Genomic DNA, 25620 nt, shown 5'->3' on the forward strand with positions numbered 1-25620 from the left:
GGAGATCCGGCAATGAATATTGCACAGGATAGCAAAAGGCAGATGCTAACCGCCTTGTTCCTGCTTATGACAGGCGCATTGTTCGGCTATGTTCTAGCACTGATGGTGCTGAGCGTCTGGCATAAAGATTGGCATGTCGGCCCGCTTTTCATTCTCATGAATTATATGAGGCTTTATCAGAGCAATTATCCGGAATGGCTCGTCGCATCCCTCATGCTACTTATGCCAAGTATTGGAGGTATGCTGCTCAGTGCGCGACTACTGGAACCTAATCTGACCGCGTTCGGGACAACCCATTGGCAAACCAAAGCCGACATGAAGAAAAGTCAGTTCTTTGCCAATCCGGCAACTGGATTTCTGTTGGGAAAAACCGGAAAGCCGGAAAGCAAAAGTCAGCACATTGTTTCGGCCCGCTTTCCACATTGTCTACTGGTTGCGCCCACCGGTGCAGGTAAGACGGTAGGTTTCGTGATCCCAAACCTGCTGACCTATCTGGGGAGCGCTGTGGTGTTGGATGTCAAAGGAGAATGCTTTGAAAAGACAGCGCGCTTTCGGGAGAGAATGGGACACTCGATTTACCGATTCGGCCCGCGCGACTTTGACATGCCAAGTCACCGGTTTAATCCGTTACATCGTATTTCTAAGCTGCGAAACCCCGCTCAGCGCATGGCAGAGATCGACAAACTGGCGACCATGTTTCTGCAAGCCGAAAGCTCTCAAGCAGCCAGCTTCCTACCCAATAGCAAAGACGTATTTATTGCCTGTGCCATTCTGGCCTTCGAACAGGGCAGCTTCACCCTCGGCGATATATATAAACTCGCTTATGGCGGCGAGCTCGATAACAAGAACAAGTTTAAGCGCTACGCAAGACAAGTGCAGGATCAAAGCGCAAAGCTCCTGTTCCAGAAGCTCGGCAACACGGCCAAAGACACTCTAAGCGCCTATCTTTCTGTTTTAAATTCAAGCGGGTTCTCACCATGGGCGAACCCGCATACATGCGCGGTAACGGCAGAGAATAACTTTGACTTTCGCACGTTCAGAAGCAAACCGCAGACAGTTTATTTTACCGTGCCATTTGATGATCTGCGGACAATATCGCCACTAGTACGTATGTTCTTCTCCGAACTCATTGCCTCGCTGCAGGCAAAGGAGCCAGGAAAGGACGAACCATTTCCAGTCATGATCCTTCTCGATGAATTCCAGCGTATCGGAAAAATGCCCATCATTGTTGATAGCTTGTCGCTGCTGCGCGCCTATGGCGGTAACGTTGCCATTGTCACCCAATCCATCCCTGACATTGACCGCATTTATGGTGTTGATGACCGCAAGGTCATTCAGGCAAACAGTGGAATTAAACTCTATCTGACACCTAGCGAAGAGGACACAATTGCGGAGTTATCGGATTCCGTTGGCACAACCACTAAGAAGGTCACAACCAAATCCAGATCGATCAAGGAAGGTGTATTTGGATCGCATATTACAGAGCGGTCAGAAGAATATCCGTTGTTGACCAGGGACGATGCGCGGCGTCTACCACATGATGAAATCATAATCTTGATCAACGGACATATGCCGATCAGAGCCAAGCGTCTGAAATATTATGCTGACAGAAAATTGAAGCCGCTCTTTCAGTCTCAGGATATGAAAGCACCACCACCAATGCCGGAATGCGTGATTACCGAAGCTGATTATGCCCGTGTCAGTAGCGTAGAGGCAAAACTTTTAGATTGCAAAGCCCTTGAGGCTAAGAGCGATGAACAAAACAAGCTAGCGTTTCAGGTGATGCAACAGGAGGCCAAGGAAAAGCCGATCAGGAATCGTGCAAAAAAAGCGGCTTCTGTCCTGCCTGTTGCAGAAATAATTGAGGATCTATCACCAGATAAAAATGAAGTAGAACCCTTGATGTATGCGATTGCAGACTTGTTTCGGCAAGCCAAAATAATCGAAAAACGCGATCAAATCAGGGGCATTTCCGTGAGCTTATAATGTAGAAATTATCTTCTCGGATAACGTAACACCCATTTTTTAGTTATAGATTTTCTAAATGCCAATACTGTTGCATAAGACGATACGGTGAAGACTAGAAGAAAAGTAATATAGTCCGTCAAGCCGACCTTTTCCTGTTCGATTCCATCAATCATTATAACAATACATATAATCGGGATCGGCAAAAGAAGGAAAAGTGTGAGGAATAGGCTTTTATACTTTCGCTCCAAACGAGCCCCGCATCCAGTACAGACTATGAAACCATCATTGACCCGGGTACCGCAATGTCCACATAATGACATGAAGTTTACTCCTCAAATCGGCAAGTTTATTTATTAATGGCTGCAATATTCATTTCGAATCAGTAATTTGTCGCAAAAGGTTTTGTTTGGAAGGGCAGCTTATTCTTTCCTATTCAGACGCTCCTCTCTTGCGAGCATTCGGGCAGGTTCTCCTGGAAATGAGCCTGATGGTTGTGTTTCTGTAAATGGTTTTGATTGCATTGGCGACGAAGCCAAAGGCTGGCTTTGTTGCGGGTTCATGTTGTTAGTACCAGGTGCTGGCCCGTTCATGAACGAATAGATATTTGAAACGACACGCGCGTGATGTACAGGAGAGACATGCTGTATCATACCGGAGAGACCGGCCACGATAATAGGAATACAGATGATGAGAAGGATCATCATTGTAAGAATTGAAATGAATGGGATAAATGATGCAATGGTGCCGATACTTAAACCATCAATTGTTTTAATATAGGCGAAAATAACACTATAGCTCATCCCGATTATCGCAGATGTTATGACTGGATATAGAGTATAGGTGATTGCTCCTTGCAGCCACCTATAAAAATAATCCTTCGATGAATCAAATATATAGCATGCGATAAACATGGGAGCGATACACATGTAGACAGAAAACATAATTTTGGAATATATAATTATTAGAGCTCCCAGACATCCAATTAGACTCAATTGCCATGTGATTAGAAGCGATAAAAGTGCACCGGCGACCCAACCGGTTTTAGAGCCAGCCTGATTAGCTTTTTCAGCCATTGTTGTTATTAGATCGTCAATGGCACCGGCGACTGTGGTTTGTTCACTCGGCCCTGCCATGGTCAGTAATTTGGCGGCAATTGAATCCATACCACCATATATTGCATTCGCGACGGCGCTAAAATTGCTCCATTTCAGCCCTATAATTGCGATCAAAAGTAGTTTTACAAAAAGCCCTAAGAAGCGTTCTATTGAGATGTATCTAAACTGTAGGAGCTGATTAAAAACTAACGTGAGAATAGCTATTATTGCTAAAGAAGCAGCAATACCGTTTACAGCCTGAAGCACGGATGAAAAGCCGGACCGGGAAACAGAACCAATCAATCCATCGCTAGTTTTTACAAAATTTCCAACAAACGGTTCCATTACCAAACTCCCATTTTCGAACAGATTTGGCGTGCTTGCATGATATTTTCTTGGGAATGACTTCGGTATTGAGCTAAATATTTATTCGTTGCGGTGCCGGACGGCGCCCAAGCGTCTAATTTTGCGAAGTCTTTTTCATATATTTCGATAGCTTTATCCCATTTAGGATACAACATCTCACATGTGCATCGATTACTATTTAATATCTCTTTCGATATAATGTTGTTATTAATTGCCCATAGAATTCCCATTCCTTTATCGTTGCCATATTTATCAATAAACGAAGCCGGTATTGCGTGTTCTATGCACCCTTTATCGGTGATACGTGTTTCATCACTTTCTGTATTCAGAGGGGTGCTGAATTTAAAGAAATTCCGATCCCTCTCACGGCCCGCGGCATCATCATCATCAGCAGCAGCATATCCTGGCGTGGCACATAGAATTGCAGTGATGATCAACAGTATTTTCTTCATGCTACTGTCTCCTTTTCTGGTAGATAGATTTCACTGATCCCGCGCATGGCACCGTCGCGACCGGTCTGGATGATGACGTCGATGGTGCGGTCGATATAGGTGAGAAAGTTGTCGTAGGTCATAGGTATGCCAGACCGACTTGCTGCTATTGCAAGCCGGTCACGCGCGAGCTCAGGAGTCTCGCAATGGATCGTTGCAAATCCGCCTTCTTGGCCGGTGTTGATGGCTTCAAGAAATGTCATCGCTTCCCTGCCTCTGACCTCCCCGACAATCAGGCGGTCGGGGCGCATACGTAGCGAAGCTTCCAGAAGCTTGTCCGCAGAGCGGACATCTCCTGATCGATCTGCAACCAGAGAGACATGATTGGGATGCCCCGGAAACAATTCTGGTGCATCTTCTATCGTTATCAAACGGCTATCATAGGGAATGAAGGACACAAGCTTGCGTAGCACAACTGTCTTCCCGGTTTCTGTGCCGCCTGAGACAAGTATATTAAGACGCTTTTCGACGCAGAACCGCAACGTGTCAATAAGATCTGCACCTTCTATAAGCTGCCGCAGTGTGGCCAGTTTTTCCGCTCGCCTCTGCGATGTAGGGCATGATTTTGCATAAAGATACGCAAGCTCGATCTGGTTGATAGGAATAGTTGAGAACATTCGAAATGATAGGGCAGCTCCGCCAAACGCTGCTGGCGGTAGCACGGATTGCGCCCGGATAGGACGGTCCCGGTACTGAATAGTTGCTGAAACAAGGAGGTTGTTCTGCCCGGTTTTGGTATGGGTATTGCCAGCAATCAGATTTGTCAGACGTTCAGCAACACCTTGATCCAGCGTCAGACCTGCAAAGCTCATGGTGACGTCACCGCGCTTTATCAGCCAGACCTTGCCGTCCGGATTGACAGAAACTTCAATCATTTCGGCGTCGATGAGCCAAGGTCCAAGCGGCTCGAGTGCATATTGAAGATATTCCATCAGAATATCTCCAGATCACGGTCAACGAAGATGGTGATGTTAGCGCCCTGATACACGCCGATCGTTGGCGGGCGCCTGAGATAATCGCCTATAACCCCGTTAAGCGAGGATTGCAGATTTTGCGACACAGGATCGGCGAGCGTATTAATCGTGGTGACGGAGCTGGTGCCATTGGAGTTGTGGTGCCCGTTCATTGCGGCCGTCGCGAGAGTCGGTGCAACACCCATCACACTGATAAGTGTGGCCGATCCGAAACGTTGAAAGAAATGGCTGTCGACATGACCTTTGACACCAGCCTGGCCAACGGCGTCAGCGCCGTAGGAATTAATGGTCACTGTCTGGTTATCTGGCAGCAGAATGCGCTCCCAGATCACCATTACGCGCTTCTGACCCAGACTGATCGTGTCCGAGTATTTTCCAAGTACCTTAGAGCCGCGAGGGATGAGGACGCGACTGCCATCGATAGAATGGACATCTTCAGCAACAACTGCCCGAATCGAGCCGGGCAGATCCGTATTGATTGCTGTCTCCAGCGATGCCTGTAAGACAGTGCCCTGCAGAACCGTGTTTGACGGATTGGCAATGATTTTTGCCTGTTCAACCGGGATCGGTTTCGCCTGATCTCTGGCAAAGAGCACGTTTTGACTAAGCGTTCTTTGTTCAAGTGAGTTCTTGTTAGTACTTGCCTGTACACTATTGCTGTTGCTGCCATTGAGTGGGCTGAGTGGTGAGGTTACGCGTTTCCTTAGCAATGCTTCTGCATCCAGCTTTCCCGCGTCCGGACTTTTAGCGCCTTCGCCACTAGTAAGTCGCTTCGCGTCCAGCTCGTTATTCAGACGCTTTATATCGAGATCACGGTCACGGATCGCTCGCTTGTATTCGTCTGATGCCTTTTCCATACGGCTTTTGAGGTCATTAAGCGCTAGAGTGAGCTTATTGACTTCCGTATCATCCCCGACAGCTTGAACAGGACGGTTTTTCAGATCCGCGATCATCCCTTCGAGCGATTTGATCTTCTCCAGCAGTTCCGGATTGGGATCCGGTGCCCTGACAGGAACCGGCTGCTGTATGTTGCCAAAGGCGTCGCCTTCACCATTGATAAACGAAGTGCTCTCGCTGGATTTCAAATCCGATACTTCACGTGTCGGCCACCAGATGTAGCCCAATACGCCAAAACACACGGTTCCGACAAAAAGCAAAATGCCTGCTTTCTGGCCGATGCTGATGCCCGGATTTAGCATGGCTTTAGATGATTTAACCGCATTCGCCAGATCTGCGGCTTTTTCTTCTGGAGATTTATCGATCATGGGAGCCTCCGAGCGCAGTTTTCACCGCTTGTCCGGGCTGCATCCGTTTAACAACCGTTTCCAATGTGCCGGAGCGCAGAACCCAGTAATTGGAGAGACCAGAAACGCGCATTACCCTGTTCTCCAGCACGGTGCTGTTGACCGTGCTTTCTTCGCCAGTCAAAGTCTTGAAAATCGCAGGCAGGGAAGAGCTGGGATAAAACTCAAAATAGGTGTAAATGCCGTCATCCCAGACATTCGTGGGTGTAATCGCATTTTTAACGTTGGCGCCGTAGTTCATGTAGGGCCCGGTCGGGTGGCCCCGGTTACTTTCCGGCACTACTTGTTCTTTGAGCGTGTAACCGCCGTTAAAACGAACTGCGAAATATGCGCTGTTCGGCTTCTCTACGACGTTCAGGTAATAAGCCCGCTTGTTGCTATAGAGCGTAATATTAGTGTTCAAACCGCGTAGAATTGGCTTAATAGCAATTACACGTCCTCCTGGTGCGCCCGCGTACTGAATGGCCTCGGTGTCGCCAGCAACAAGATAGTTGTAGACCTCACCGGCAGGTAGCTCGATTGCGGTTGATCTTAAGAGGGAAGTGTACACGCGAAATACTTGTCCATCGATGTAAGTGGCTTCGCGGACACGGCTATCCATGCGGTTTGACTTCGGCACCGTTTCAGCCATGGCAAATGCCGGAAGCGCGCCAATGACACTGGCGATAATCAATCGTTTCATCATTGCTTCAGCTCTGCTCATATTGTTGCGTGACAACCCTGTAATTTTTGACGACAAAGCCGAACGGATTTTTCCAGACCGCCTCTAAACTGGCTTGTTTGGATGGTGTGAGCTCGTATTCGAGTGTAACTAGAAAGGCATTGTCTTTCATGCCGTCTGTTGAGGTGAGGCGCTTTCTGAGCCGGACCTGAGCCCGATTGTCAGATAAAAGCGCAATGCTTGAAATCGCGACATCAATGCGGGCTTTATCGCTATATTGTCTGGCAAGATAGTCTGGGCTTGACCCGTCCCAAAGGCCGATCAGTGATTTGAGCGCAAGACCGGTTGACCGGGTTTTGACGGTTTCAATTCGAAGATCATTGTCAAAGATATTGTAGGTCTCACGATCACTTACATAGGAATAGATCATCGATTCAATGATCGCATCTTTCTGGGTGATCGAGATCGAACCGACGTTAACATTTGGAAGTGCCACACCGGTTCGAACATCAAACGGCACAAGAGCCGGTGCCGGCTTATCAACGGCAACGGCAACAATACCGGCCAACAAACAGCCGGTTACGCCAAAGCCAGATGCGAAATAGGCAATTTTACGCCAGCGGCGCTCTCGATCCACCGCACCAAAGATTAATTCGTATTCAAGAATTGCACCAATTTTTCGCATTAATAATATCCTGATGCCGTGATTATTGCGCATTGCCGAATGTGAAGAATTTGCGTTCCTCGGCGCGTTCTGCAGCTGCATTAACCCCGGCCAGACCGTTGTAAACGGCCTCGGTTGAAGTGATCTCAAGGGATTTGGCGAGTTGGATTGAAAGCTCGGCGAGCATGCGGGTGTTGTTATCGATTGAGGTCTTAATGTCGGGACTGTTCTGCGTTTCTTTCAGTATCTGCTGAACACGATCTAAAGACTGACCTGCTTCCTTATAGGATTGCTCTGCAGTTGCAGCTAGCATGGCTCCGCCCGCCGCTTGTTGGGCCGTGCGTTGCTGGATGGGTTCGCCAGACGCGGTCCATCTAGACAATGTTTCAGAGGAAAGGCCTGCGGCTTCCAAACTTCTTTTAACGGTCTTCGTCATCGGAGCCGATTTACCCGAGGCAAAACCTGTCCATTGGCCCGCTGATCCCGACATCAGTGTCGACAATACGCCGCTCGTGCTGCTGAAATTTCCATCCAAAAGACCATTCAATTCACCTGGTAGCAACATACCAAGAACGTTACGCGGTCCGCTAAACTGATCATAAATGCTCTTGAGCTGGTCAAATTGCTTCGTCAGCATTTTGTATTGCTCGTAAGCATTCTTCAGTAGTTCATTCTGAACGAGAACGTTCTCTTTGAGAACGCCGAGCTGTGCAATTGCTTTTGCAATATTTGTGGAATCGTGAACCAAATAGAATGCGTGTGCAGATGTGGCGCTAAACCATAAAATTAGGCCTGTTGTTAGAACAGTAGCTTTTGCTTTCATTGCACTCGTCCCTCAAAATTAAAGAATTCGCGCTCTTCTGCGCGATCCGCAGCCTCTTGCAACGCCAGCGCACTGATCTGACGCGTCTGGATGGCTGCCATTCTGGTCCGCAGCGCCATAATTCGCGCCATTTCAGCACGCGCATAGGAATTCAACACCCAGGCTTGCGCCGGATTCTCATTAGCTTTCATTTGCTCAATGATGTCTTTAAGACGTCTTGCAATCAGAGAGACGCTCTGAGCGCTGTTGTCGCCATAAGAGCGGAGTGCATCGCTCGCCATTGCATAGTTGGCACCTGCTGCAAGTGCGGGTTCAATCGTGCCTTCCGCATCAAGGCCACCGATTTTCGCGAGATACTCATTGTACTTTTTCGGGATGACAACAACGTAATTCTGAGTTTCTGCAAATGGTGGCACCCCACCATATTTTAGGACGGAACCAGGACCCGCATTGTAGCCAGCTAGGGCGTGAACAATATTGCCCTTAAACATGGCGAGCATCTTCGCCAGATACTTCGCACCACCACGCACCTGTGCCAGTGGTTCGGTTTTGTATTGAGGATCGACGCCCATTTCCTGCGCCGTACCTCTAATCAGCTGTGTCAGTCCAAACGCCCCAGCTTTCGATCCAATAAATGGATTAAACCGCGACTCTTGCCAAATCAACGCCTGTAGCAGAGCTCGCCACTGTGGTTGTGATAAACCGGCTATTGAAACGCCAGACAGGCTATAAGTCTCTCTGGCTCCCTGAATAATTACTTGTTCTACAGTGAGGGAAGCATCCCCAAAAGCTTTGGAGGCCGCTGGATTTGTGTCCTGCGGATTATAGAGATTACTTTCGACACCTTTTGTTTCGTTTGCGCCTCGTTCCAAGTTCTCAATAGAAACGCGCGTCGCGTCTTTTGGCAAAGCGCTTGCATCAATTAACTTATCCAGCTCTGAAATTATCTGATCGTCGGACTTCAAAATATTCGTGTATTGATCAAACCTATGATATTGGGTTTTAAGGTCTTTCAGTGATTGATCGAGCTTAGCTGTTTCTTCAATAAATCTTTCGCTATCAAACACCTCCTTACCGAAAAATGCATAGGCTGGCGCGTTTAATGCCAGTAACAGTGTCCACAGAGTTGCCAGGCTACAGCTTGATAGTTTCATCGGTTAATGCCCACAACTGGTTGATCGGCGTGAACTTGCAGTTCACACGTCCAAACGAAAAGCATTTGGATTTTGCGGGCGCTACACTGGTGCAACCTCCAAGCACACATATGAGTAAAAGGCTGGCTACAAGTTTAATCATGGGAGCCTCGGGAAATGTATTCTTGAAACGCTTTTTGTCCGGATGGTCCACCTCCAAGGATACTCAAATGCTCGCCCAAACAGGTCAGATCAGTATTGACGGCGATGGATTCAGTGTCATTGCGGATCAATGCCATACGGGTGCCTGCAGGGCTGTTCAGTACGGTTTGCAACTCGCGTTCATTGAGCCGGATGGCGTCGTAATTGCTGGCATCGGCATTGCGGTTCGGAAGGACAATATGCGTGCGGATTGCCTGAAACATTGATGGTCCAAGGCGGGATTCGGATATTTGTGAGGGAAACTGTGTAACCAGCATCACTACGGCATTGAGCTTGCGAGCGGTTACTAGCCAGGTTTGCAGCTTTCTTGCAAAGTAATCGGTATTGAGCGCACTCCACGCCTCATCAATGACGATCAAAGTCGGCTGTTTATCCTGCAATTTGCGCTCAATCAGCCGGAACAAATAACCAAGAATAGCGGTCTTTTCTTTCTCATGGCCGCTATCAAGCACAGTGGTCATGTCAAAGCCCATGACCGGATTGTTCAGGCTGAATTCTTCGACGCTGTTTTCACCAAACACCCAACCATAACGGCCATCGGTACACCATTCGCGAATGCGCTGTTGTAATTCTCCGTCATCATCAATATGCGCAAACAAGTCCGGAAAGTTTCTGAAATTGCGCAAATGATCGGGGGCTTTGGCATTGCCGCTTACAGCATCGGAAATCGCCTGCCGCTGCAAGGCGGTGAATCTCTTGTCATCTCTATCAAAAAGCGCGATCAGCCAGTCAGTTAACCATGCCTGACCCTCGGGGTCCGTCTGCCCATAGAGCGGGTTGAGACCGGTAGGCAGCTCGGGCGAAATTTTTGTATAGCTGCCCGACAGGGCCTTGATGGCGGTTTCCATGCCCTGACGATAATCAAACAGGAAGGTCTGTACTCCAAGCCGACGCGACTGCGCAGTCAGAAAGTTGATCAGAACCGTTTTTCCCGAACCCATATCGCCAAACATTGCGGTATGGGCCGCCGGTGGTTCCGCATCAGGACTGCTTTTGGGGTGGAAACTGAATTTATAGATGCCATTGCCGGGTGTGGGAAATGCAGTAATCGGTGCGCGCCATGGCAGATTATGACCATCAAGGCCTGTCGGAGTTCGATGAAACGCTGCCATACCGGCAAAGACCTGGTTGGTTACAAGCCCGGTGCGAGCACGAAAATGTTCATTGCCCGGCCACTGAGCAAAGTAATGTCCCATACCGGCAAATGCTTCCGTAACAACTTTTGCCCCGGCTTCCTGTGCAGCTGCGCGGATCTCGGCGGAGGCCTTCTCGATTTCATCACCTGTTTCAGCATAGATAGCGATTGTCATATGATGCGATCCAAGACGTTCAAGGCCACTCGCTATCCGATCTCGGCCTTGCGCCATCTGATGCTGATCAGTCACCGCCGCGTCATTGACGCTTACGCGCTGCGCCAATGTCCGCCGAAAAAGCTCCTTTGCACTCTCATCAGCGACCGGTACAAAGGAGTTTGTCAGGACAAAATCGAGCGGCAACTTCAAGTCGTCAAAAATACCAGCATAAGAGCTCCGCGGGTAATCCTTGATTGTGAATATGCGGCCGATGCGGTTTGAAACCGAGCCACCAGAAATCAGGATGATTGTGCCGTTCTGCGTTGGTCGATAATTGGCGATAGATCGTGACAGAATAGCGCATTCTTCCAGAGGATAGGCTCTGGTTTCAATCCCACAACCGATGCTTTCCAGATAGCCAATTAATTCGCCGCTTTTGCCGTTTAGTACCCGCGCATTTTGCGCAGCAAAAGCTGAACAGATCAGCGCAGTTAATTCACCAAGGCGTGTAATACGCTCGCGACTGTCGGCATGATGGGCATCATAGCGGTTCGGTAGTGCCTGATCTCCGCGCAAGGAACGGATACTCTCAGCCAGTCCGCCAAACTTCATCAACAGAGAGGATGAAGAAATGACGGAAATCGTAATGGATGTGTCTTTGTGGCCTTTTCGCATTAAGTGCGAAAGCCATTTGTCATCCAGTTCTCTGGCAAACTGATTACCACGAATCTCTGTCGGCGCATATTTGATGTTTTTCGAGATGCTATGCACATAATAGCTGAACTGTTCATCCGAATTGGCAACGACAGAAGCAAACAGCTTTTTAAGGCCATCGATGGTCGCATTGCTGGAGCTCGAAGAATTAATTCCATCGAGCCTAATGCATTGAATGAACTTCCGCTCTTTTGTCTGTAAAGTGACATCATCTGCCAGCAAGAACGCATAGGGCAGGTAGTCTTCGAATTGCTCTTCGTGCGCCATGGCGCGGGGAAAAATCCTCTTACCTGCCGATGAGAAATAAAGATCACGAAAGCCGCGTGAAGCAAGTTTGAATTTATGGTTCATAAGACACACCACCCCAAAGCCGGGCATTTTTGCTGCGTTTGATATTTTTAGAGGTGATCCAGATCACATGCAGGAAGTTCTGGTCCCATTTAGAGGCGACAAGTAAAATGACGTAAAGTAATGCTATCGCGATCAGAATGTAGAAGGACTGGAACCACATAAACAAAAGCCCGCTGACTGAAATAAAACACACAAAATCAAGCAGTGGTAGAAAAAGAAAAGATGGCTTCTTAAGCAAGCCTCTGTATATTTCGTCACGCTCAAGCACATCCATCTCCATAAATTATCGATGTAATGGCGAAGGAAAGCTCCTCCACCATTCGGAGATTTGCTAAGCACCAGCCCACAGACTGCTGACGATCGTCGAAGCAGAACCGATGCAAACGATGGCAACCACAATCCATAACAACTGGCGAAAATCGATGATGCCAAAGAACCAAGTTAGCAGTGATGCGACAACGGCCAGTGTTGCAGCCGTCTTTCCAAGAGGTCCGGTCAGAGACTTCACGATGCTATCGAGAAACTGCTGAATAGGGCTAAGGTCAATATTTGCTGCCAGTGTTGGCTCAACCGTGCTCAGATAGATTGCTAAGACCGACAGGCAAATAGCAGCAGCCTGCGCCTTCCCGGTGATACGCTTTGTGCGATGCATGCAGTATTTCTCCAATTGGTTAAACGTAATGCTTCCGTAATCGAAAAAAGACGCCCAGGACCTTACGGACGTGCTCGCGGGTCTCGCCATACGGTGGAACGCCACCATTTTTTACGACAGCAGCAGGACCAGCGTTATAGGCAGCGATGGCGAGATCGGGAGAACCAAAAGTATCAAGTAGGCTTACCAAATACTCAGCAGAGCCGCGTAAATTGTCAGCGGGATTATTGATGTCAACGTTGAGGTGCGCTGCTGTCTCCGGACTTAATTGACCAAGCCCGATTGCACCCGTTCTGCTGACGGCAGCAGTATTATAGCCGCTCTCAATCTCGATATTGGCGCGATAAAGAGCAATCCATTCATGTGATGTGAGATTGGCTTTCGCTAAGGCGGATGCGGTTACGTATTTTTGGGCGGTTGCTTCAATTGCTTCGAGAATTGATTTTGATGGCTGAACAGTCCGGTGTCCTCGGTAAGTTCCGGCCTGAGATAGAATACTGGCCGGAATTGCGCCCCGATCCGCGTCTTGAGTGTGCGGTTCAAATGGGGTCAGTTCGCCGGTTTCAATATTGAACTGTAGGACCAGCCCCTCAGAATTTGCAGGATCAGATAAAAATAGACCGAGGCCGGAAGTAAAGAGTAACATCATTCTGGATTTCACAGCCGCTCCTTTTCGCTTTTGTAATGCAAGACAGAGGTACGTAATATCTGTGCAAGCTGTTTATCAGGCCGGCGTATGATCTAAAGGATCGCTAAGCCATGCGTGTATTGGTTTTTCTATAAATTAACATCGGATTCCAGCCGTTTGATAAATAAGGATGACATAGAATACATATTACGCTTTGAAATTGTTTAACGGAAATTTCGTCTTGCTTTATTATTAATAAAAAAGAAAAATATATTATCATATTCGATTATTTCTATAGTAAAACAATTATAGTAATATTTACCAGTTTTATATCTATAATTTCTATGACCAATCAATGTAAATCCGATATGAAGAAGCTATTAGAGAACAGAAAAGAAATTCTATTAATTCAATATATATTGGGTATATAGTCTGATTGTAATCTAGAGCAAAAGAAAAGGCTGATCTATCCCAATTTATTATTTTTTGTTCATTCTGTGTCAGAATAATGAACTTGATTAATTCTTTAAGGCGGGCAGCGCAGTCGGGCGTCGGTTCTTAGTGCATTGTCGAATTGTGGTTCCACAAGTATTACTTCGCGCCTGTCTGATTTGCCATCTATCGCGCATGTGAAGGATCAGAAACCGTCGAAAGGGCAGCCAATTAGGACGCCTATTTCCTGATGCGAATTGGGCCCATATTGTTCTTGCAATGATCATTCCACTGATCATGTTGCTTGCATGCCCCATGCGACAGCTGGAAATGGGTGATGATGCAGCGCGTGCCTCAGGCGTGCATGCCAGTCGTACGCGGTTGCTGTTGATGATCTTGGGTGTTGCCCTGACCGCAACCGTCACAGCTGCGGCTGGTCCCATTGCCTTCATAGCGCTTGCAGCCCACAGATTGCCCGCCGCATCAGCCGTTCTGCAGGCGTTACCCTAATGCCATCCGCACTCACCGGAAGCCTGTTGCTGACAACTGCCGATTACGCAGCCCAGCACGCCTTCCAAACACAGCTCCCCGTCGGCATCTACTTCGTCTTACTTCTCGCCAAACAAGGAACAAAGTGAGGGTGCAACGGTCGGTGTAGATCCGGGATGCCTTATGGTCAGACGGATTAATCGTTGACCACCGAAATGAGGTCATGGACGTTCTTTATCATTTTGATGCTGAACCCGTCGCCACCATTGACCGCAGTGCCTTGCGAATTCTGGGGCTGCGGGCAACGAAAGTACATGTAAATGGCGTCATAAAGACATCTGAAAGCACCAATGTTCAAATCTGGCTTTCGCAACGTTCTGATACCGCGAACGCTGCGCCAGGTCATTGGGACACGTTGGTGGCGGGAGGCAAAACGAGCAATGTAAGTTTACATGAAACCGCTGTTAAAGAGGGATGGGAAGAAGCCAGCATTACTACAGAACTCATGTCCGATGTTATACAACGTGAGCGCATCCCATGTATTTACTTTAGTCCACAAGGAATGCATCGGGAATTGCTAGTCTCATATGACATCGTGCTTCCAAGTGATTTCGAACCGATATGCAACGACGATGAGGTTCAGGCTTTCAGGCGCGTTGATGCGAAAAAATTGACGACATCAGACGGCATAGTTCTGCCGATGAAGTTCAGCTCCAAGGTAGTTCTCACGTCTTCCGCAAGAACCCCATAAAGTTGTGGGGTTCTTGCGGTTTGGTTTCCAAATTTTATTACCAACATGCCAGTCAAAATCCCGTAGCGTATCGTGAAATCCTGGCATTGTTCGGTCCAGAGCTCCGTGAGGAGATGCTCCAACCAAAAATCTTGACTGGTCAACTAGAAAGCGAATGTCATCCGCTTTCCTGAGAAGACCAAAGCGATCGTATTTATTTTGACAGGGCCTTTTCGCGAGCCTTGCGAGCAATGCTTTCAGCAAAAAGTGGCGTTTCGCGATGATTGTGATCTCCACCTGCAGCTTGGCGTGCTGCTGCGGCATCTTCGAAGCTTTGTCCGTGTTGTTCGATAAATGTCATGAACGCGTCGGTTGGATGACAAGTCACCTTGTTTGTATAACGGGTGCGGTTGCCCGCAATCGCTTCGCCGATCAGTTCCCAGATAACGTTGACCTGAGTACGCTCACCAGTTGGCGTGAACACGTCAGAAATTGAGTTCATCTTACAGTACGAAGCTGTCGCTACTTCTGCCACATAATGCTGAATTACCAAGCCGGTGCCGATTTTTTCAACGTTGATCGACATCTTGCGACCGTCGTCGGTGAACGTAGCGCCGCAAGCGATGTGGTCAGGTGGGCAGCAACGCTGGTATTCTGCTTCAGGCAGATTGAAAAGCCAATCTGCAATATCGATCTGATCGAGCGGAACATCAATGTCATGCGAATATGCAGAAAGCGACAACAGCTTGTCGGTGAGAGCTTTCATGGTCTAATTCCTTCGTTCTTGAGCTGCATGATGCAGACAGATGCCTGTTTTGAACTGCTTCAGCGCTCTGACACGCAGTCCGTAATGAGCTAGTTCAACGTCTGCTCCGGAAGGAAAATCTCACGAAGGAATGGTTTGAAATATTGTACGAAGGGTTCCTGTATCTATCCTTTAGTGTGGACTATCAGAAAGTCTTGTAAATAGGTTCCTAAATCTTTTATCCTTTACGTGTCGTATACCTCATTTAGGTCCAGCAGATGTGGGTTGAGAAAGCGCCTCAACATTGTAAGTAAACTCAACCATCTGCCGGGAAAAACCGTTGTCGGAAATACCGATATCTCGCCTCAACTCATGCAGAGGCGAGATATTATCAGACAGCAAAATCAGGCACGTTCCGCAGCAATTGCCCAGTTATGAAGGCAGCGGTCAAGGCCTATCGCTATCTCAAGTACAAGAACGTCATGCTCTCTAACCTCGCCGCTTTTTGCTCGAGACAAAAATTTTAGCGGGAAGTCTGTCCGGCGCGAGATTGAACAAACTTCCATCCATTTGAACCCGTTATCGACCTCGATATCCATGGTGATCTGCGAATAACTCGGGAGGCGATCTGACTCAACGATGCGAGTTGGCAGGTTGATCACGCTAGCAATCATCTTCCGCACTGCTTCAAGAGAAGCGGAATGGTAATCCATTCCGGTGTTAGAGGTAAAAGCCGCTTGGAACTCCAACTGCCAGAACTCCTTGAGCCGCATGTGGGCAGTCGTTTGCTCCTGCTCCCGACGATATGAACGCCCAGCCTGCCATACGCAGAGGGGCAATTTTGTACCAGTGTGATTGTTTAGAAGATACGTCATATAGGAATAGGTGGAAGGCGTAGTCTCGGGCCGAAGGACAAGTTCGGTTTCAGTAGGGTCGAGCTTTTCCTGAACCCAGACGTCAGCGTTCTCATATGCATCGGAAATAAGTTGCCGAGGTATCAGTGTCGGCGCTTCAACACGACGCATGTCCCATGCTGGATTGACGGAGCGAAGGAAGAAGCGCACCTCCTCCGAGAAATGGCGGATGAACTCTTCACGCCGGAGGATTTCACGTTCCTCCCAGTGCACGAGAGAATTTACGTTCGAAATGCTGAGCATGGCCTAATCTCCATGGTGGCCATAAAAGAATGAGGTGAATGCTTTACGTCCAATCGGTCGCGCGATAGCACGGCTTACGACTGGACGCGAAGACCTCGTCCTGCAAACACGCGCGCGCCAACGGTCCGCTGGTTGCGGCCCTGTCTCGTCGGTGTTGCGTGTATGGTGCTCATAAAGGATATGGATGCATGAACATCGGTATCTTGTCAATTCCAACATCAACCAGCGTTTCCGCTACCCAGTCATTGACGCACATCGAAGGGTGCGATGACCTGTCGAAGAAAGTCGATGAGTTTGCTTGCAGCCAGAGATCTTGGGTGATTTTTCGGCGTAAGAAGCCAAAGATCAATCGTTGTTTCTGGAACGATACGTCGTCTAATCAACATATCGGGAGCGAAATCCAAACCGACAAACGAGGGGACGATCGAAACGCCCACGCCGCTGGCTACGAAACAGCAGGCAGTTTCGGAAAGCGGGACTTCGATGCGGTTTTTCTTTTGAACACCTTTGATTTGGAAAGCGCGGTCAATCGTCATTAGTGAACAGTCATCGCGAGCTAGAGAAATGAATGGGTCGCTGCTCAAGTCTTCAAGATCGATAACGGCTTTGTCTGCCAGTGGATGACCTGCAGGCAAAACACAAACCATTTCGAAACGTATGAGACGCTCTGCTTCAACATTGGGGTTTTCGAAGGGCAATACGCTCAGACCGATATCGACTTGCTGCGCCGCGACAAGATCGATAATGCGCGGAGAGGGCAGACTACGCATGGTAAAATGGATGTCGGGCTGGTCTGCAAGCAGAGGTGCCAGGGATTGGGCCAGAAATCGAGTGGTCAGCGCAGGCGGAGCGACAAGGGTTATTTCGCCCCACTCCTGATTGCGTACAGCATCGGCCAGTCGAGCAACACGTGCCGTGCCTGAAAACATCTTGGCAACCTCAGTTGCAAGCATCCGTGCTTCAAGTGTCGGTGTAAGGCGTCCATTTGTTCGAACAAATAGCTGGAAGCCGCACGCGTCCGAGAAACTTCGAAGCAGCTTGCTGACGGCTGGCTGCGATATTCGCATTCGTTCCGCAGCATGCGTTACCGATCCGGTTTCGATTGTGTTGTGGAATGCTTCCAGCTGGCGGATATTCATATGGATACTCTCATCATGAATCGGCAATATGAGTTTTGGTTATAATGATAGGATAATTTGATATTTGACAATTATGTCCTGTCTCGCTTTTCTCCTTGAAAACAAGATGGACTGATCGCCGGTGCGATTTGTTCCAAAAAGGGGAATGAGCATGACATTGGTCCGTACTTCGGTCTTTGCCGCCACACTGGGTTCGGCCCTTATGGCTGTGACGCTTTCAACAACAGCCCATGCCGGCATCTTGTCGGTATGCGTAGAAGGTTCGCCAGAAATATTCAATCCACAACTGAGCAGCAACGGCACCACGTCTAACGTTCTCGCGAACATTTACGATAATCTGGTATCCGTGAAGGCGACCAGCTCCGATATTGAGCCTTCGCTGGCCGAAAGCTGGACAGTTTCGGATGATGGACGGTCCTATACATTTACACTTCGCAAAGGCGTGAAGTGGCAATCCAACGCCGGATTTAACCCGAGCCGCGATTTCAACGCTGATGATGTGATCTTCACATTTGACCGGATGATGAAGGCGGACAATCCTTATGCCAAGATCAATGGCGGCAACTACGTCACGTTCAACACCAAGCTTGCCGATATTCTGGAATCGGTGAAAAAGATTGATGATTACACAGTCACTTTTACGTTGAAGGAGCCGCTGGCCCCTTTTATCGGAATTATGGCGCATCAATCGCTGGCTATAACTTCAGCGGAATACGCAGATGTCTTGTTAAAGGCCGGAACGCCTCAAGCTTTTGATATGCAGCCCATTGGAACCGGGCCTTTTGCCCTACAAGCATATCAACAGGATGCTATGATACGGCTTATACCATTCAAAGAAACATGGGGCGCATCTATCGGTGATAAGAGCCGCACGCCAATGGTCGATGCGCTTATCATGGCAATCAGTACGGATGCATCCGTTCGGCTGCAGCGTGCTTTGGCAGGCGAATGTCAGATAGCACTCTACCCCAATCTCGCTGATCGCGAGATGATCGAGAAAAGTGACATCCTCGATCTTAGACAAACGCCGGTGGCCTCAACCGGGTTCATTGACTTTAACTTTAGAGACGAGAAGTTTCAGGACAAACGCGTGCGAACAGCTCTCGCTGAAGCAATCAACGTGCCAGCACTGGTCGACGCAGTCTATAGCGGCATGGGTGTAGCTACAGGGGCACTCATCCCTCCTGTCTTGTGGGGGCACGCCAAAGACTTGCCACCACACGAATATAATCCAGAAAAGGCCAAGGAACTTCTGAAGGAAGCAGGCTATTCAGATGGATTTTCGACACAAGTATGGGCTGTTCCTGTTTATCGCCCCTACATGCCAAATGGCCGCCGCGCCGCAGAAATGATCCAGGCAGATTGGGCTAAAATTGGCGTGAAGGCTGAAATTGTTACCTATGAATGGGGGGAGTATGTTCAGCGCGCCCGAGCAGGCGAAGCCCCGGTTGCCATGTTTGGCGGTATTTATGACTTCCCGGACCCAAGTCAGATTCCAAATAATTATTTTATCTGCGATTCCGAAGGCAAGCCAAGCCCATCCAATGTGGGCGGCTGGTGCGACAAGGAATTTATCAGCCTCATGAATGAAGCTGGACGTGTCAGCGACAAGGAAAAACGCATCGAACTTTATGAGAAGGCGCAGAGACGTTTCCATGAGGAGGCGCCTGCGGTCATTCTCGGTGGAGCCGATACGCTGACAACGGTCAGCAAGAATGTGAAGGGCTTTGAGCCTGCCATCTTCGGTACAAGCCGGTTTTCAGGCGTGACGGTTGAATAGAACAAGATTTCGTGGCTCCCGGACACGTTCTGTCGGGAACCGCATTGGCATGGGAGCGAATATGAAAGTTTTGATAATTGGTGCGGGTATACTTGGTGCCAGTACCGCCTACCATCTCGCCCGGAAGGGTATCAATGTTGAAATCGTTGATGCCCAGCACGAAGGTAAGGCCACTCTCGCTGGGGCAGGCATCGTGTGCCCATGGGCAACCAAGCTCGAGAACGGTGCATTTTACGACATGTATGCCGCCGGTGCTGCCTATTATGAAACATTGGTGGACGGGCTTAAATCCTTTGGAGAAACTGACCTGGGCTACGGCAAAGTTGGCGCATTGGTCGTTGCGGAAGACAGACATGAATTTGACGCTGCAGCTCAACGCATTGCTCATCGTGTTGCAAATGTTCCTGAAGCGGGCGTGGTCGAGCATCTAAGCTCAGCAGCTGCTCGTGCGAAATTTCCACCCTTGCGGGATGGGATGGAAGCAATATTCATTCCTGGTGCCGCACGCGTGGATGCCCGGTTGTTGGCGGCAGCCATTTTGCGCGCGGCCGTCTCTCTTGGCGCTACAGTCGGTCAAGACCGTGTCACACTCTCATTGAGGGAAGGAAAGCCTGTCTGCATTGCAAGCGATGGCACTTTGTATGAGGCCGATGAAATCGTTGTGACGGCAGGAGCATGGGCGTCACAGATTCTCGCCACCCTTGGTCTCACCCATCCGGTCGAGCCTCAGAAAGGGCAGATCATTCACCTCCGTCTGCCAGGTGTTCAGACTTCGAACTGGCCGGTGCTTCTGCCGATGGGGAGCCATTACTTGTTGGCTTTCGACGATTCTCGTGTGGTTATCGGTGCAACGCGCGAGGACAATTCCGGTTTCGACTATCGTGTGACGGCAGGTGGTGAAGCTGAAGTACTGAATGCCGGGCTGGCAGTGGCGCCCGGACTTGCTAACGCAACGCACATAGAGACGCGGATCGGCTTCCGTCCGGCATCCGGAAATGCGAAGCCTATTCTGGGTCGTGTTCCGGATGTTGCCGGATTGACCCTTGGTAATGGACTTGGTGCCGCAGGGCTCACCATTGGACCATTTGCTGGCAAGTTGCTGGCGGATTTGCTGACTGATGCACCACTTGGCATTGATTTAGGCGTTTATGCGCCAGCGTAACATCCACACCAACCAACAAATGAACCTGTAAGAGAGGTATAGTCATGGTAACTCGTTACCGGAAGCATCGCATTATGCATGCGGCAGTCGAACATAACGGCTTGATCTTCGTCGGCGGTCATGCGGCAACCGACATTTCGCTCGGCATGAAAGAACAGACCCAACAGATATGCGCCAAGTTGGACGGAGTCCTCGCGGAGTGTGGCTCCGACAAAACGCAGCTTGTTTCTGCCCGCATCTATCTCAGTGACATGGCAAAAAAGGAGGAAATGAACGAAGCCTGGCTTGAATGGCTCGATGGGGATGATCTACCTTCCCGCGCTACCATAGGGGTGGCTGATCTTGGCGATCCGAAGCGGTTGATTGAAGTTGTGGTCGTTGCTGCAAGGAACTGAAGACAGTGATAAATCCGCCGATAATTTCGGCGGATTTTTATCGGGCACCACTGATCACTACCATTGAACAGCGGGAGCTAGGCAGCGGTCTCTCTAGAGCAATGGACTTAAGACATGTTTCCGTTTGGTACCGTTGAAAAAGTTGTTTTACTCCTTAACCGAAGGGGCTATTCCCTCCGTGAGAGATCAGGCGAACAGCTGATAAGGCGGATGCGTCAAGGTTTGGTTGAGCGTGTTTTGCTGTGAAGCGGCGGCGAGGAGACAACACGTTGGGGAAAACACGTGGTGCGTGAGCACAAGCATGTCCCTTGTGCATTCGCTGAAGCAGTTCAGATTTAAGGTGAATTGAAAAAGTCCGGCGTTAAGTATCTGCATGAACCGCAGCAGGTTCAGACAAAAAAGAGACCAAAGCTATGAGAATGCTCCTCCACCGAACGTTCCCGATAAAACCCAAACCTAAAGCAAACGATCAGTTGGATATGATCTCTGCTCCATAGACACAAAACGCGACTTGCAGGTTTACGTCTCAAAAACAAAATTTGTCTCGAAAAAGAAACGAAAGACCCCACCGGAGTGGGGTCTGTAACAGTCGAATATTGCCGAAATGGCTGAAGGCGATTACTACCCGCCGCCGCCACCGCCGGCACCACAACCGGAGTTGGTAAGGCTGAAAGTAACTCCATAACTGGAAGAACAGCGCATTCCCGAGGAAATATTGTAAGAGAGTAAGCCCGACATTCCGGCAATTTCTCAAGGTTTGCTTTTACTTCTCGGCACGCTGTTTCCCTCTAAAGGTGCTAGCGGTTCCCACGGCAGACGGCAAAAGATTGCGATACGCTTTTCGGAATTAAGACTGTTGCAACTTCAAGGCTGGATGCTCGTAGGCGCTTCTCCGCTGACATCATCTCGCTCCAAGCATGGACGATCCGCGTGCCCAATAGAATAATCCGCTCCGGCCCAGGTTAAATCTTCAGCTGTTGCTGAATCGAGCTATGAGCTCAGCAGTGTTTTTTACGCCGGATGACTTTATCAGTCTTGCACGATGCGACTCGACAGTTCTGCTCGAGATGTTCAGCTCGCTTGCTATCTGCGCGTTTGTCTTTCCTTGAGTCATCAACGCTACTATTTGCCTCTGGCGATCCGTTAGACGAATGCGCTGGCTGGCGACAGGGCGGCTAATCGGTTGGAAACAATATAATGCCTCCGCAAACGGATCGGCTGGACACCGAGTGCGTCCATGGACTTTGCACCAGAACCGCCTGCCATCGCTCGCTGTCATAATTCGTTCGTCGTAATAAATGTCACCACCGCTCATATGTGCCTGCCACATCTTGCCAGTTCGTACGAAATCAGAATGCTTAGGATATAGACGGGCGAAACTCTTGTCGATCAGATCGGACGATACGTAGCCGAAGAGAGACAGGAACTCTGTGTTGCAATCCCTAATAATCCTGAACGTTGCGTAGACCATGGGAACTGGAATTTCATGCAGAGAAAACATGAGACCTCAAAGCTAATCGTGCGCAATTCAAGGCTGAAGAAGTGCCGTATTAATACGGCTAACCGGAGGCCCATGACAAGTCGTATTTTATGCGGCCCTGCCTAATATGAAGACGAGATGGCAGGCGGGAGGATTTATGAGAAAAGTTTATTCAACTGCAACGCTGGCGCTTGCAGATGTACTCAAAGACGGCATGACGATCATGTCCGGCGGCTTTGGATTGTGTGGTATTCCGACAGCTCTGATAGAAGCAGTTCGCCTGTCCGGAGTTAAAGACCTGACTGTGATTTCCAACAATGCCGGCATTGATGGCTTTGGGCTCGGGGTTTTGCTAGAAACCAGGCAGATCCGTAAGATGATCTCGTCTTATGTTGGAGAAAATAAACTGTTTGCGGAACAGTTTTTGTCGGGCGTGCTGGAGCTGGAATTCAATCCTCAGGGAACGTTGGCCGAGCGTATCCGAGCAGGCGGCGCAGGGATCCCGGCCTTTTACACCAAAACAGGTGTTGGAACGCTGATTGCAGAAGGCAAGGAAGTTCGTCGGTTCGATGACGATGATTACGTGATGGAAACCGGGCTTGTGGCAGATGTGTCGCTCGTTCATGCCTGGAAGGCTGATACAGAAGGTAACCTTGTTTATCGCAAGACAGCACGTAATTTCAATCCAATGATGGCTACGGCTGGGCGGGTCACAGTCGCCGAAGTTGAACATCTTGTTCCGCTTGGCGAGATTGATGCGGATATGATCCATACGCCGGGGATTTTCGTTCAGCGCATAGTGGCTGCTCCCGAAGTGGAAAAACGTATTGAGCAGCGAACTGTCGTCGAAAGAAAGTTGGAGGAAGCCTGACATGGCCTGGACACGCAATGAAATGGCGGCACGAGCTGCGCGCGAGCTCGAAGACGGCTTTTACGTCAATCTCGGAATCGGTATTCCAACTTTGGTCGCCAACTACATTCCTGATGGAGTGCAAGTCACTTTGCAAAGTGAAAACGGCATGCTCGGGATGGGTCCGTTTCCATTTGATGGAGACGAAGATGCCGACCTGATCAATGCAGGCAAACAGACCATCACGCAACTGCCCAATACAAGCTATTTTTCGTCAGCTGACAGCTTTGGGATGATCCGCGGCGGACATATCGATTTGTCGATTTTGGGTGCTATGCAGGTGTCTGAGAGTGGGGATCTTGCGAACTGGATGATTCCGGGCAAGATGGTAAAAGGCATGGGCGGTGCCATGGATCTCGTTGCGGGAGTGAAGCGTGTCGTCGTAGTCATGGAGCACGAAGCAAAGGGCGAGCCTAAAATACTAAAGGAGTGTAGCTTGCCTCTGACAGGGAAAAGAGTTGCAGACCTAATCATCACGGATTTGGGCGTCTTCACGGTCGTTAGAAATGGTACACCGAAACTGACACTTATTGAACTGGCAGATGGTGTTTTACTGGACGAAATCAGGGCAAAAACCGAGGCTGACTTCGATGTGCATCTTTCTGCTGGGGAGGTGAGCCGTGGCTGATGCAGTAATCGTCGCAGCGAAGCGCACGGCTGTTGGCAGTTTTCTAGGTTCATTTGCAGCGACGCCTTCGCATGAGCTGGGCGCGTCGGTGATCAGGGCCATTCTTGAGCAAACAGACATAGCGCCAGAGAATATCGACGAAGTTATTCTTGGTCAGGTGCTTACCGGCGGTCAAGGGCAAAATCCTGCGCGGCAGGCCAGTATTCTTGCGGGTTTGCCGCATGGCACGACAGCCCTCGGCATCAACCAGGTCTGTGGTTCCGGGCTGCGATCAGTGGCGCTGGCCGCGCAGCAAGTCACGTCTGGCGACGCAAGGATCATGATTGCTGGTGGGCAGGAATCGATGTCGCGGTCTGTGCATTGTCAGTATTTGCGTGTTGCAGCGAAGATGGGGGACGTTTCGCTCGTTGACACCATGCTGTCAGATGGGCTGACGGATGCATTCAATTCGTATCATATGGGAATTACAGCTGAGAATGTTGCAAAGGCGTATGGGATTTCGCGCCAACAACAAGATGACTTCGCACTGCGCTCTCAACAAAAGGCTGCGGCAGCTCAGGCGGCCGGGCGATTTGACGCTGAGATCGTGCCTTTTTCGATTGCAACGAGGAAGGGAACAATCGTTGTTAATAACGACGAATATATCAAGGCGGATGCCAGTGCTGAAAAAATGGCAGGGCTGCGTCCGGCTTTTGAAAAGAATGGAACTGTCACTGCCGCAAATGCTTCCGGCTTAAATGACGGCGCTGCGGCGCTTGTTATCATGTCGGACGCTGAGGCAGAGCGGCGCAATCTGCCTATTCTCGCGCGGATTGCCTCCTGGGCTACGGCTGGCGTCGATCCAGCCGTAATGGGGATCGGCCCAGTTTCGGCATCGCGAAAAGCACTTGCGAAGGCTGGCTGGAGCACCAGCGAACTCGATCTGATCGAAGCAAATGAAGCTTTTGCAGCGCAGGCCTGCGCTGTAAATCAGGACATGGGCTGGGATGTTGATAAGGTGAACGTGAATGGCGGCGCCATCGCGATTGGGCATCCAATCGGTGCTTCAGGTGCTCGTATTCTTGTTAGCCTTATTCATGAAATGAGGCGCAGAAATGCTCGTAAGGGTCTTGCCACTCTTTGCATTGGTGGTGGTATGGGCGTGGCTATGTGTCTGGAAGCCTAGTAGTCATCCCGCAGTCTAGTGCAGTTCTTTTGTGACTTCCGTCGCCTTTAGGACACCGATCTGATTTCATT

At 49.4% G+C, this 25620-nt stretch carries 24 protein-coding genes and 1 pseudogene; 9 read left to right on the forward strand and 16 right to left on the reverse strand.

Going from position 1 to position 25620, the window contains the following annotated elements:
• The first annotated feature begins 12 nt into the window (after nucleotides 1-12).
• A complete protein-coding gene (locus KMS41_20125; GenBank protein QWK80878.1) occupies nucleotides 13-1986 on the forward strand; it encodes a type IV secretory system conjugative DNA transfer family protein in 1974 nt (657 codons plus the stop codon).
• A 401-nt stretch (nucleotides 1987-2387) separates the two neighbouring features.
• Here the strand turns inward: KMS41_20125 and KMS41_20130 are convergent, their stop codons facing one another.
• From KMS41_20130 to KMS41_20185, 12 genes are all read right to left on the reverse strand, one after another.
• Complete coding sequence (locus KMS41_20130) at nucleotides 2388-3407, reverse strand: type IV secretion system protein (protein QWK80879.1); 1020 nt, start codon at nucleotides 3405-3407, stop codon at nucleotides 2388-2390.
• A complete protein-coding gene (locus KMS41_20135; protein ID QWK80880.1) occupies nucleotides 3407-3880 on the reverse strand; it encodes a hypothetical protein in 474 nt (157 codons plus the stop codon). Before KMS41_20135 ends, KMS41_20130 begins: the two co-directional genes overlap by 1 nt.
• The gene (gene tadA / locus KMS41_20140) at nucleotides 3877-4851 is read right to left on the reverse strand and encodes a Flp pilus assembly complex ATPase component TadA (GenBank protein QWK80881.1); all 975 of its coding nucleotides are present in this window, start codon (nucleotides 4849-4851) and stop codon (nucleotides 3877-3879) included. Before tadA ends, KMS41_20135 begins: the two co-directional genes overlap by 4 nt.
• Nucleotides 4851-6158 (reverse strand): TrbI/VirB10 family protein, encoded by a 1308-nt coding sequence (locus KMS41_20145; GenBank protein ID QWK80882.1) that lies wholly within the window; start codon nucleotides 6156-6158, stop codon nucleotides 4851-4853. The genes tadA and KMS41_20145 overlap by 1 nt, the downstream gene beginning before the upstream one ends.
• A complete protein-coding gene (locus KMS41_20150; protein ID QWK80883.1) occupies nucleotides 6148-6882 on the reverse strand; it encodes a TrbG/VirB9 family P-type conjugative transfer protein in 735 nt (244 codons plus the stop codon). The genes KMS41_20145 and KMS41_20150 overlap by 11 nt, the downstream gene beginning before the upstream one ends.
• Before the next feature lie 4 nt (nucleotides 6883-6886).
• Nucleotides 6887-7543, reverse strand: coding sequence for a type IV secretion system protein (locus KMS41_20155; protein ID QWK80884.1), 657 nt, complete (start codon nucleotides 7541-7543; stop codon nucleotides 6887-6889).
• Between the two features lie 22 nt (nucleotides 7544-7565).
• A complete protein-coding gene (locus KMS41_20160) occupies nucleotides 7566-8345 on the reverse strand; it encodes a type IV secretion system protein (protein ID QWK80885.1) in 780 nt (259 codons plus the stop codon).
• The gene (locus KMS41_20165; protein QWK80886.1) at nucleotides 8342-9499 is read right to left on the reverse strand and encodes a lytic transglycosylase domain-containing protein; all 1158 of its coding nucleotides are present in this window, start codon (nucleotides 9497-9499) and stop codon (nucleotides 8342-8344) included. Before KMS41_20165 ends, KMS41_20160 begins: the two co-directional genes overlap by 4 nt.
• 134 nt (nucleotides 9500-9633) lie before the next feature.
• Entirely contained in the window at nucleotides 9634-12057 is a 2424-nt protein-coding gene (locus KMS41_20170) for a type IV secretion system protein B4 (GenBank protein QWK80887.1), read from the reverse strand.
• Nucleotides 12047-12325 carry a VirB3 family type IV secretion system protein gene (locus KMS41_20175; protein ID QWK80888.1) on the reverse strand — a complete coding sequence of 93 codons (279 nt, stop codon included), beginning with the start codon at nucleotides 12323-12325 and terminating at the stop codon, nucleotides 12047-12049. Before KMS41_20175 ends, KMS41_20170 begins: the two co-directional genes overlap by 11 nt.
• A 63-nt stretch (nucleotides 12326-12388) precedes the next feature.
• On the reverse strand, nucleotides 12389-12709 hold the full coding sequence (locus KMS41_20180; protein ID QWK80889.1) for a TrbC/VirB2 family protein: 321 nt from the start codon (nucleotides 12707-12709) through the stop codon (nucleotides 12389-12391).
• A 19-nt stretch (nucleotides 12710-12728) separates the two neighbouring features.
• Nucleotides 12729-13370: a lytic transglycosylase domain-containing protein gene (locus KMS41_20185; GenBank protein QWK80890.1), complete on the reverse strand. Its 642-nt coding sequence runs from the start codon at nucleotides 13368-13370 to the stop codon at nucleotides 12729-12731.
• Nucleotides 13371-14048: 678 nt separating this feature from the next.
• Here KMS41_20185 and KMS41_20190 point away from each other — a divergent pair.
• Together KMS41_20190 and KMS41_20195 are read left to right on the forward strand one after the other, a co-directional pair.
• Nucleotides 14049-14407, forward strand: a pseudogene (locus tag KMS41_20190) (iron chelate uptake ABC transporter family permease subunit).
• A 74-nt stretch (nucleotides 14408-14481) separates the two neighbouring features.
• Nucleotides 14482-15009, forward strand: coding sequence for an NUDIX domain-containing protein (locus tag KMS41_20195; GenBank protein QWK80891.1), 528 nt, complete (start codon nucleotides 14482-14484; stop codon nucleotides 15007-15009).
• 193 nt (nucleotides 15010-15202) lie between these two features.
• On the opposite strand, the gene KMS41_20200 is transcribed toward KMS41_20195, so the two are convergent.
• The 3 genes from KMS41_20200 to KMS41_20210 form a co-directional block, all read right to left on the reverse strand.
• Nucleotides 15203-15754 (reverse strand): hypothetical protein, encoded by a 552-nt coding sequence (locus tag KMS41_20200; GenBank protein QWK80892.1) that lies wholly within the window; start codon nucleotides 15752-15754, stop codon nucleotides 15203-15205.
• 383 nt (nucleotides 15755-16137) lie between these two features.
• Entirely contained in the window at nucleotides 16138-16890 is a 753-nt protein-coding gene (locus KMS41_20205; GenBank protein QWK80893.1) for a hypothetical protein, read from the reverse strand.
• Nucleotides 16891-17132: 242 nt separating this feature from the next.
• Nucleotides 17133-18029: a LysR family transcriptional regulator gene (locus KMS41_20210; GenBank protein ID QWK80894.1), complete on the reverse strand. Its 897-nt coding sequence runs from the start codon at nucleotides 18027-18029 to the stop codon at nucleotides 17133-17135.
• A gap of 151 nt (nucleotides 18030-18180) precedes the next feature.
• Here KMS41_20210 and KMS41_20215 point away from each other — a divergent pair, with 151 nt between their 5' ends.
• The 3 genes from KMS41_20215 to KMS41_20225 all read left to right on the forward strand — a co-directional run bounded on the left by KMS41_20215 (nucleotide 18181) and on the right by KMS41_20225 (nucleotide 21366).
• The gene (locus tag KMS41_20215; GenBank protein ID QWK80895.1) at nucleotides 18181-19809 is read left to right on the forward strand and encodes an ABC transporter substrate-binding protein; all 1629 of its coding nucleotides are present in this window, start codon (nucleotides 18181-18183) and stop codon (nucleotides 19807-19809) included.
• A gap of 61 nt (nucleotides 19810-19870) precedes the next feature.
• Complete coding sequence (locus KMS41_20220) at nucleotides 19871-20971, forward strand: FAD-binding oxidoreductase (GenBank protein QWK80896.1); 1101 nt, start codon at nucleotides 19871-19873, stop codon at nucleotides 20969-20971.
• Nucleotides 20972-21015: 44 nt separating this feature from the next.
• Nucleotides 21016-21366: a RidA family protein gene (locus tag KMS41_20225; GenBank protein ID QWK80897.1), complete on the forward strand. Its 351-nt coding sequence runs from the start codon at nucleotides 21016-21018 to the stop codon at nucleotides 21364-21366.
• 970 nt (nucleotides 21367-22336) lie between these two features.
• Here the strand turns inward: KMS41_20225 and KMS41_20230 are convergent.
• The gene (locus KMS41_20230; GenBank protein ID QWK80898.1) at nucleotides 22337-22867 is read right to left on the reverse strand and encodes a PAS and helix-turn-helix domain-containing protein; all 531 of its coding nucleotides are present in this window, start codon (nucleotides 22865-22867) and stop codon (nucleotides 22337-22339) included.
• A 136-nt stretch (nucleotides 22868-23003) separates the two neighbouring features.
• On the opposite strand from KMS41_20230, the gene KMS41_20235 reads away from it, so the two are divergent.
• From KMS41_20235 to KMS41_20245, 3 genes are read left to right on the forward strand one after another with little or no spacing between them, the layout of a single operon-like run.
• Entirely contained in the window at nucleotides 23004-23717 is a 714-nt protein-coding gene (locus tag KMS41_20235) for a CoA transferase subunit A (GenBank protein ID QWK80899.1), read from the forward strand.
• Between the two features lies 1 nt (nucleotide 23718).
• Nucleotides 23719-24384, forward strand: a complete 666-nt coding sequence (locus KMS41_20240) for a 3-oxoacid CoA-transferase subunit B (protein ID QWK80900.1) — start codon at nucleotides 23719-23721, stop codon at nucleotides 24382-24384.
• Nucleotides 24377-25549: an acetyl-CoA C-acetyltransferase gene (locus KMS41_20245; protein QWK80901.1), complete on the forward strand. Its 1173-nt coding sequence runs from the start codon at nucleotides 24377-24379 to the stop codon at nucleotides 25547-25549. Before KMS41_20240 ends, KMS41_20245 begins: the two co-directional genes overlap by 8 nt.
• Nucleotides 25550-25620 lie beyond the last annotated feature (71 nt).

Origin of the sequence: Ochrobactrum sp. BTU1 (assembly GCA_018798825.1) — a bacterium.
Taxonomy (GTDB): Bacteria; Pseudomonadota; Alphaproteobacteria; order Rhizobiales; family Rhizobiaceae; genus Brucella.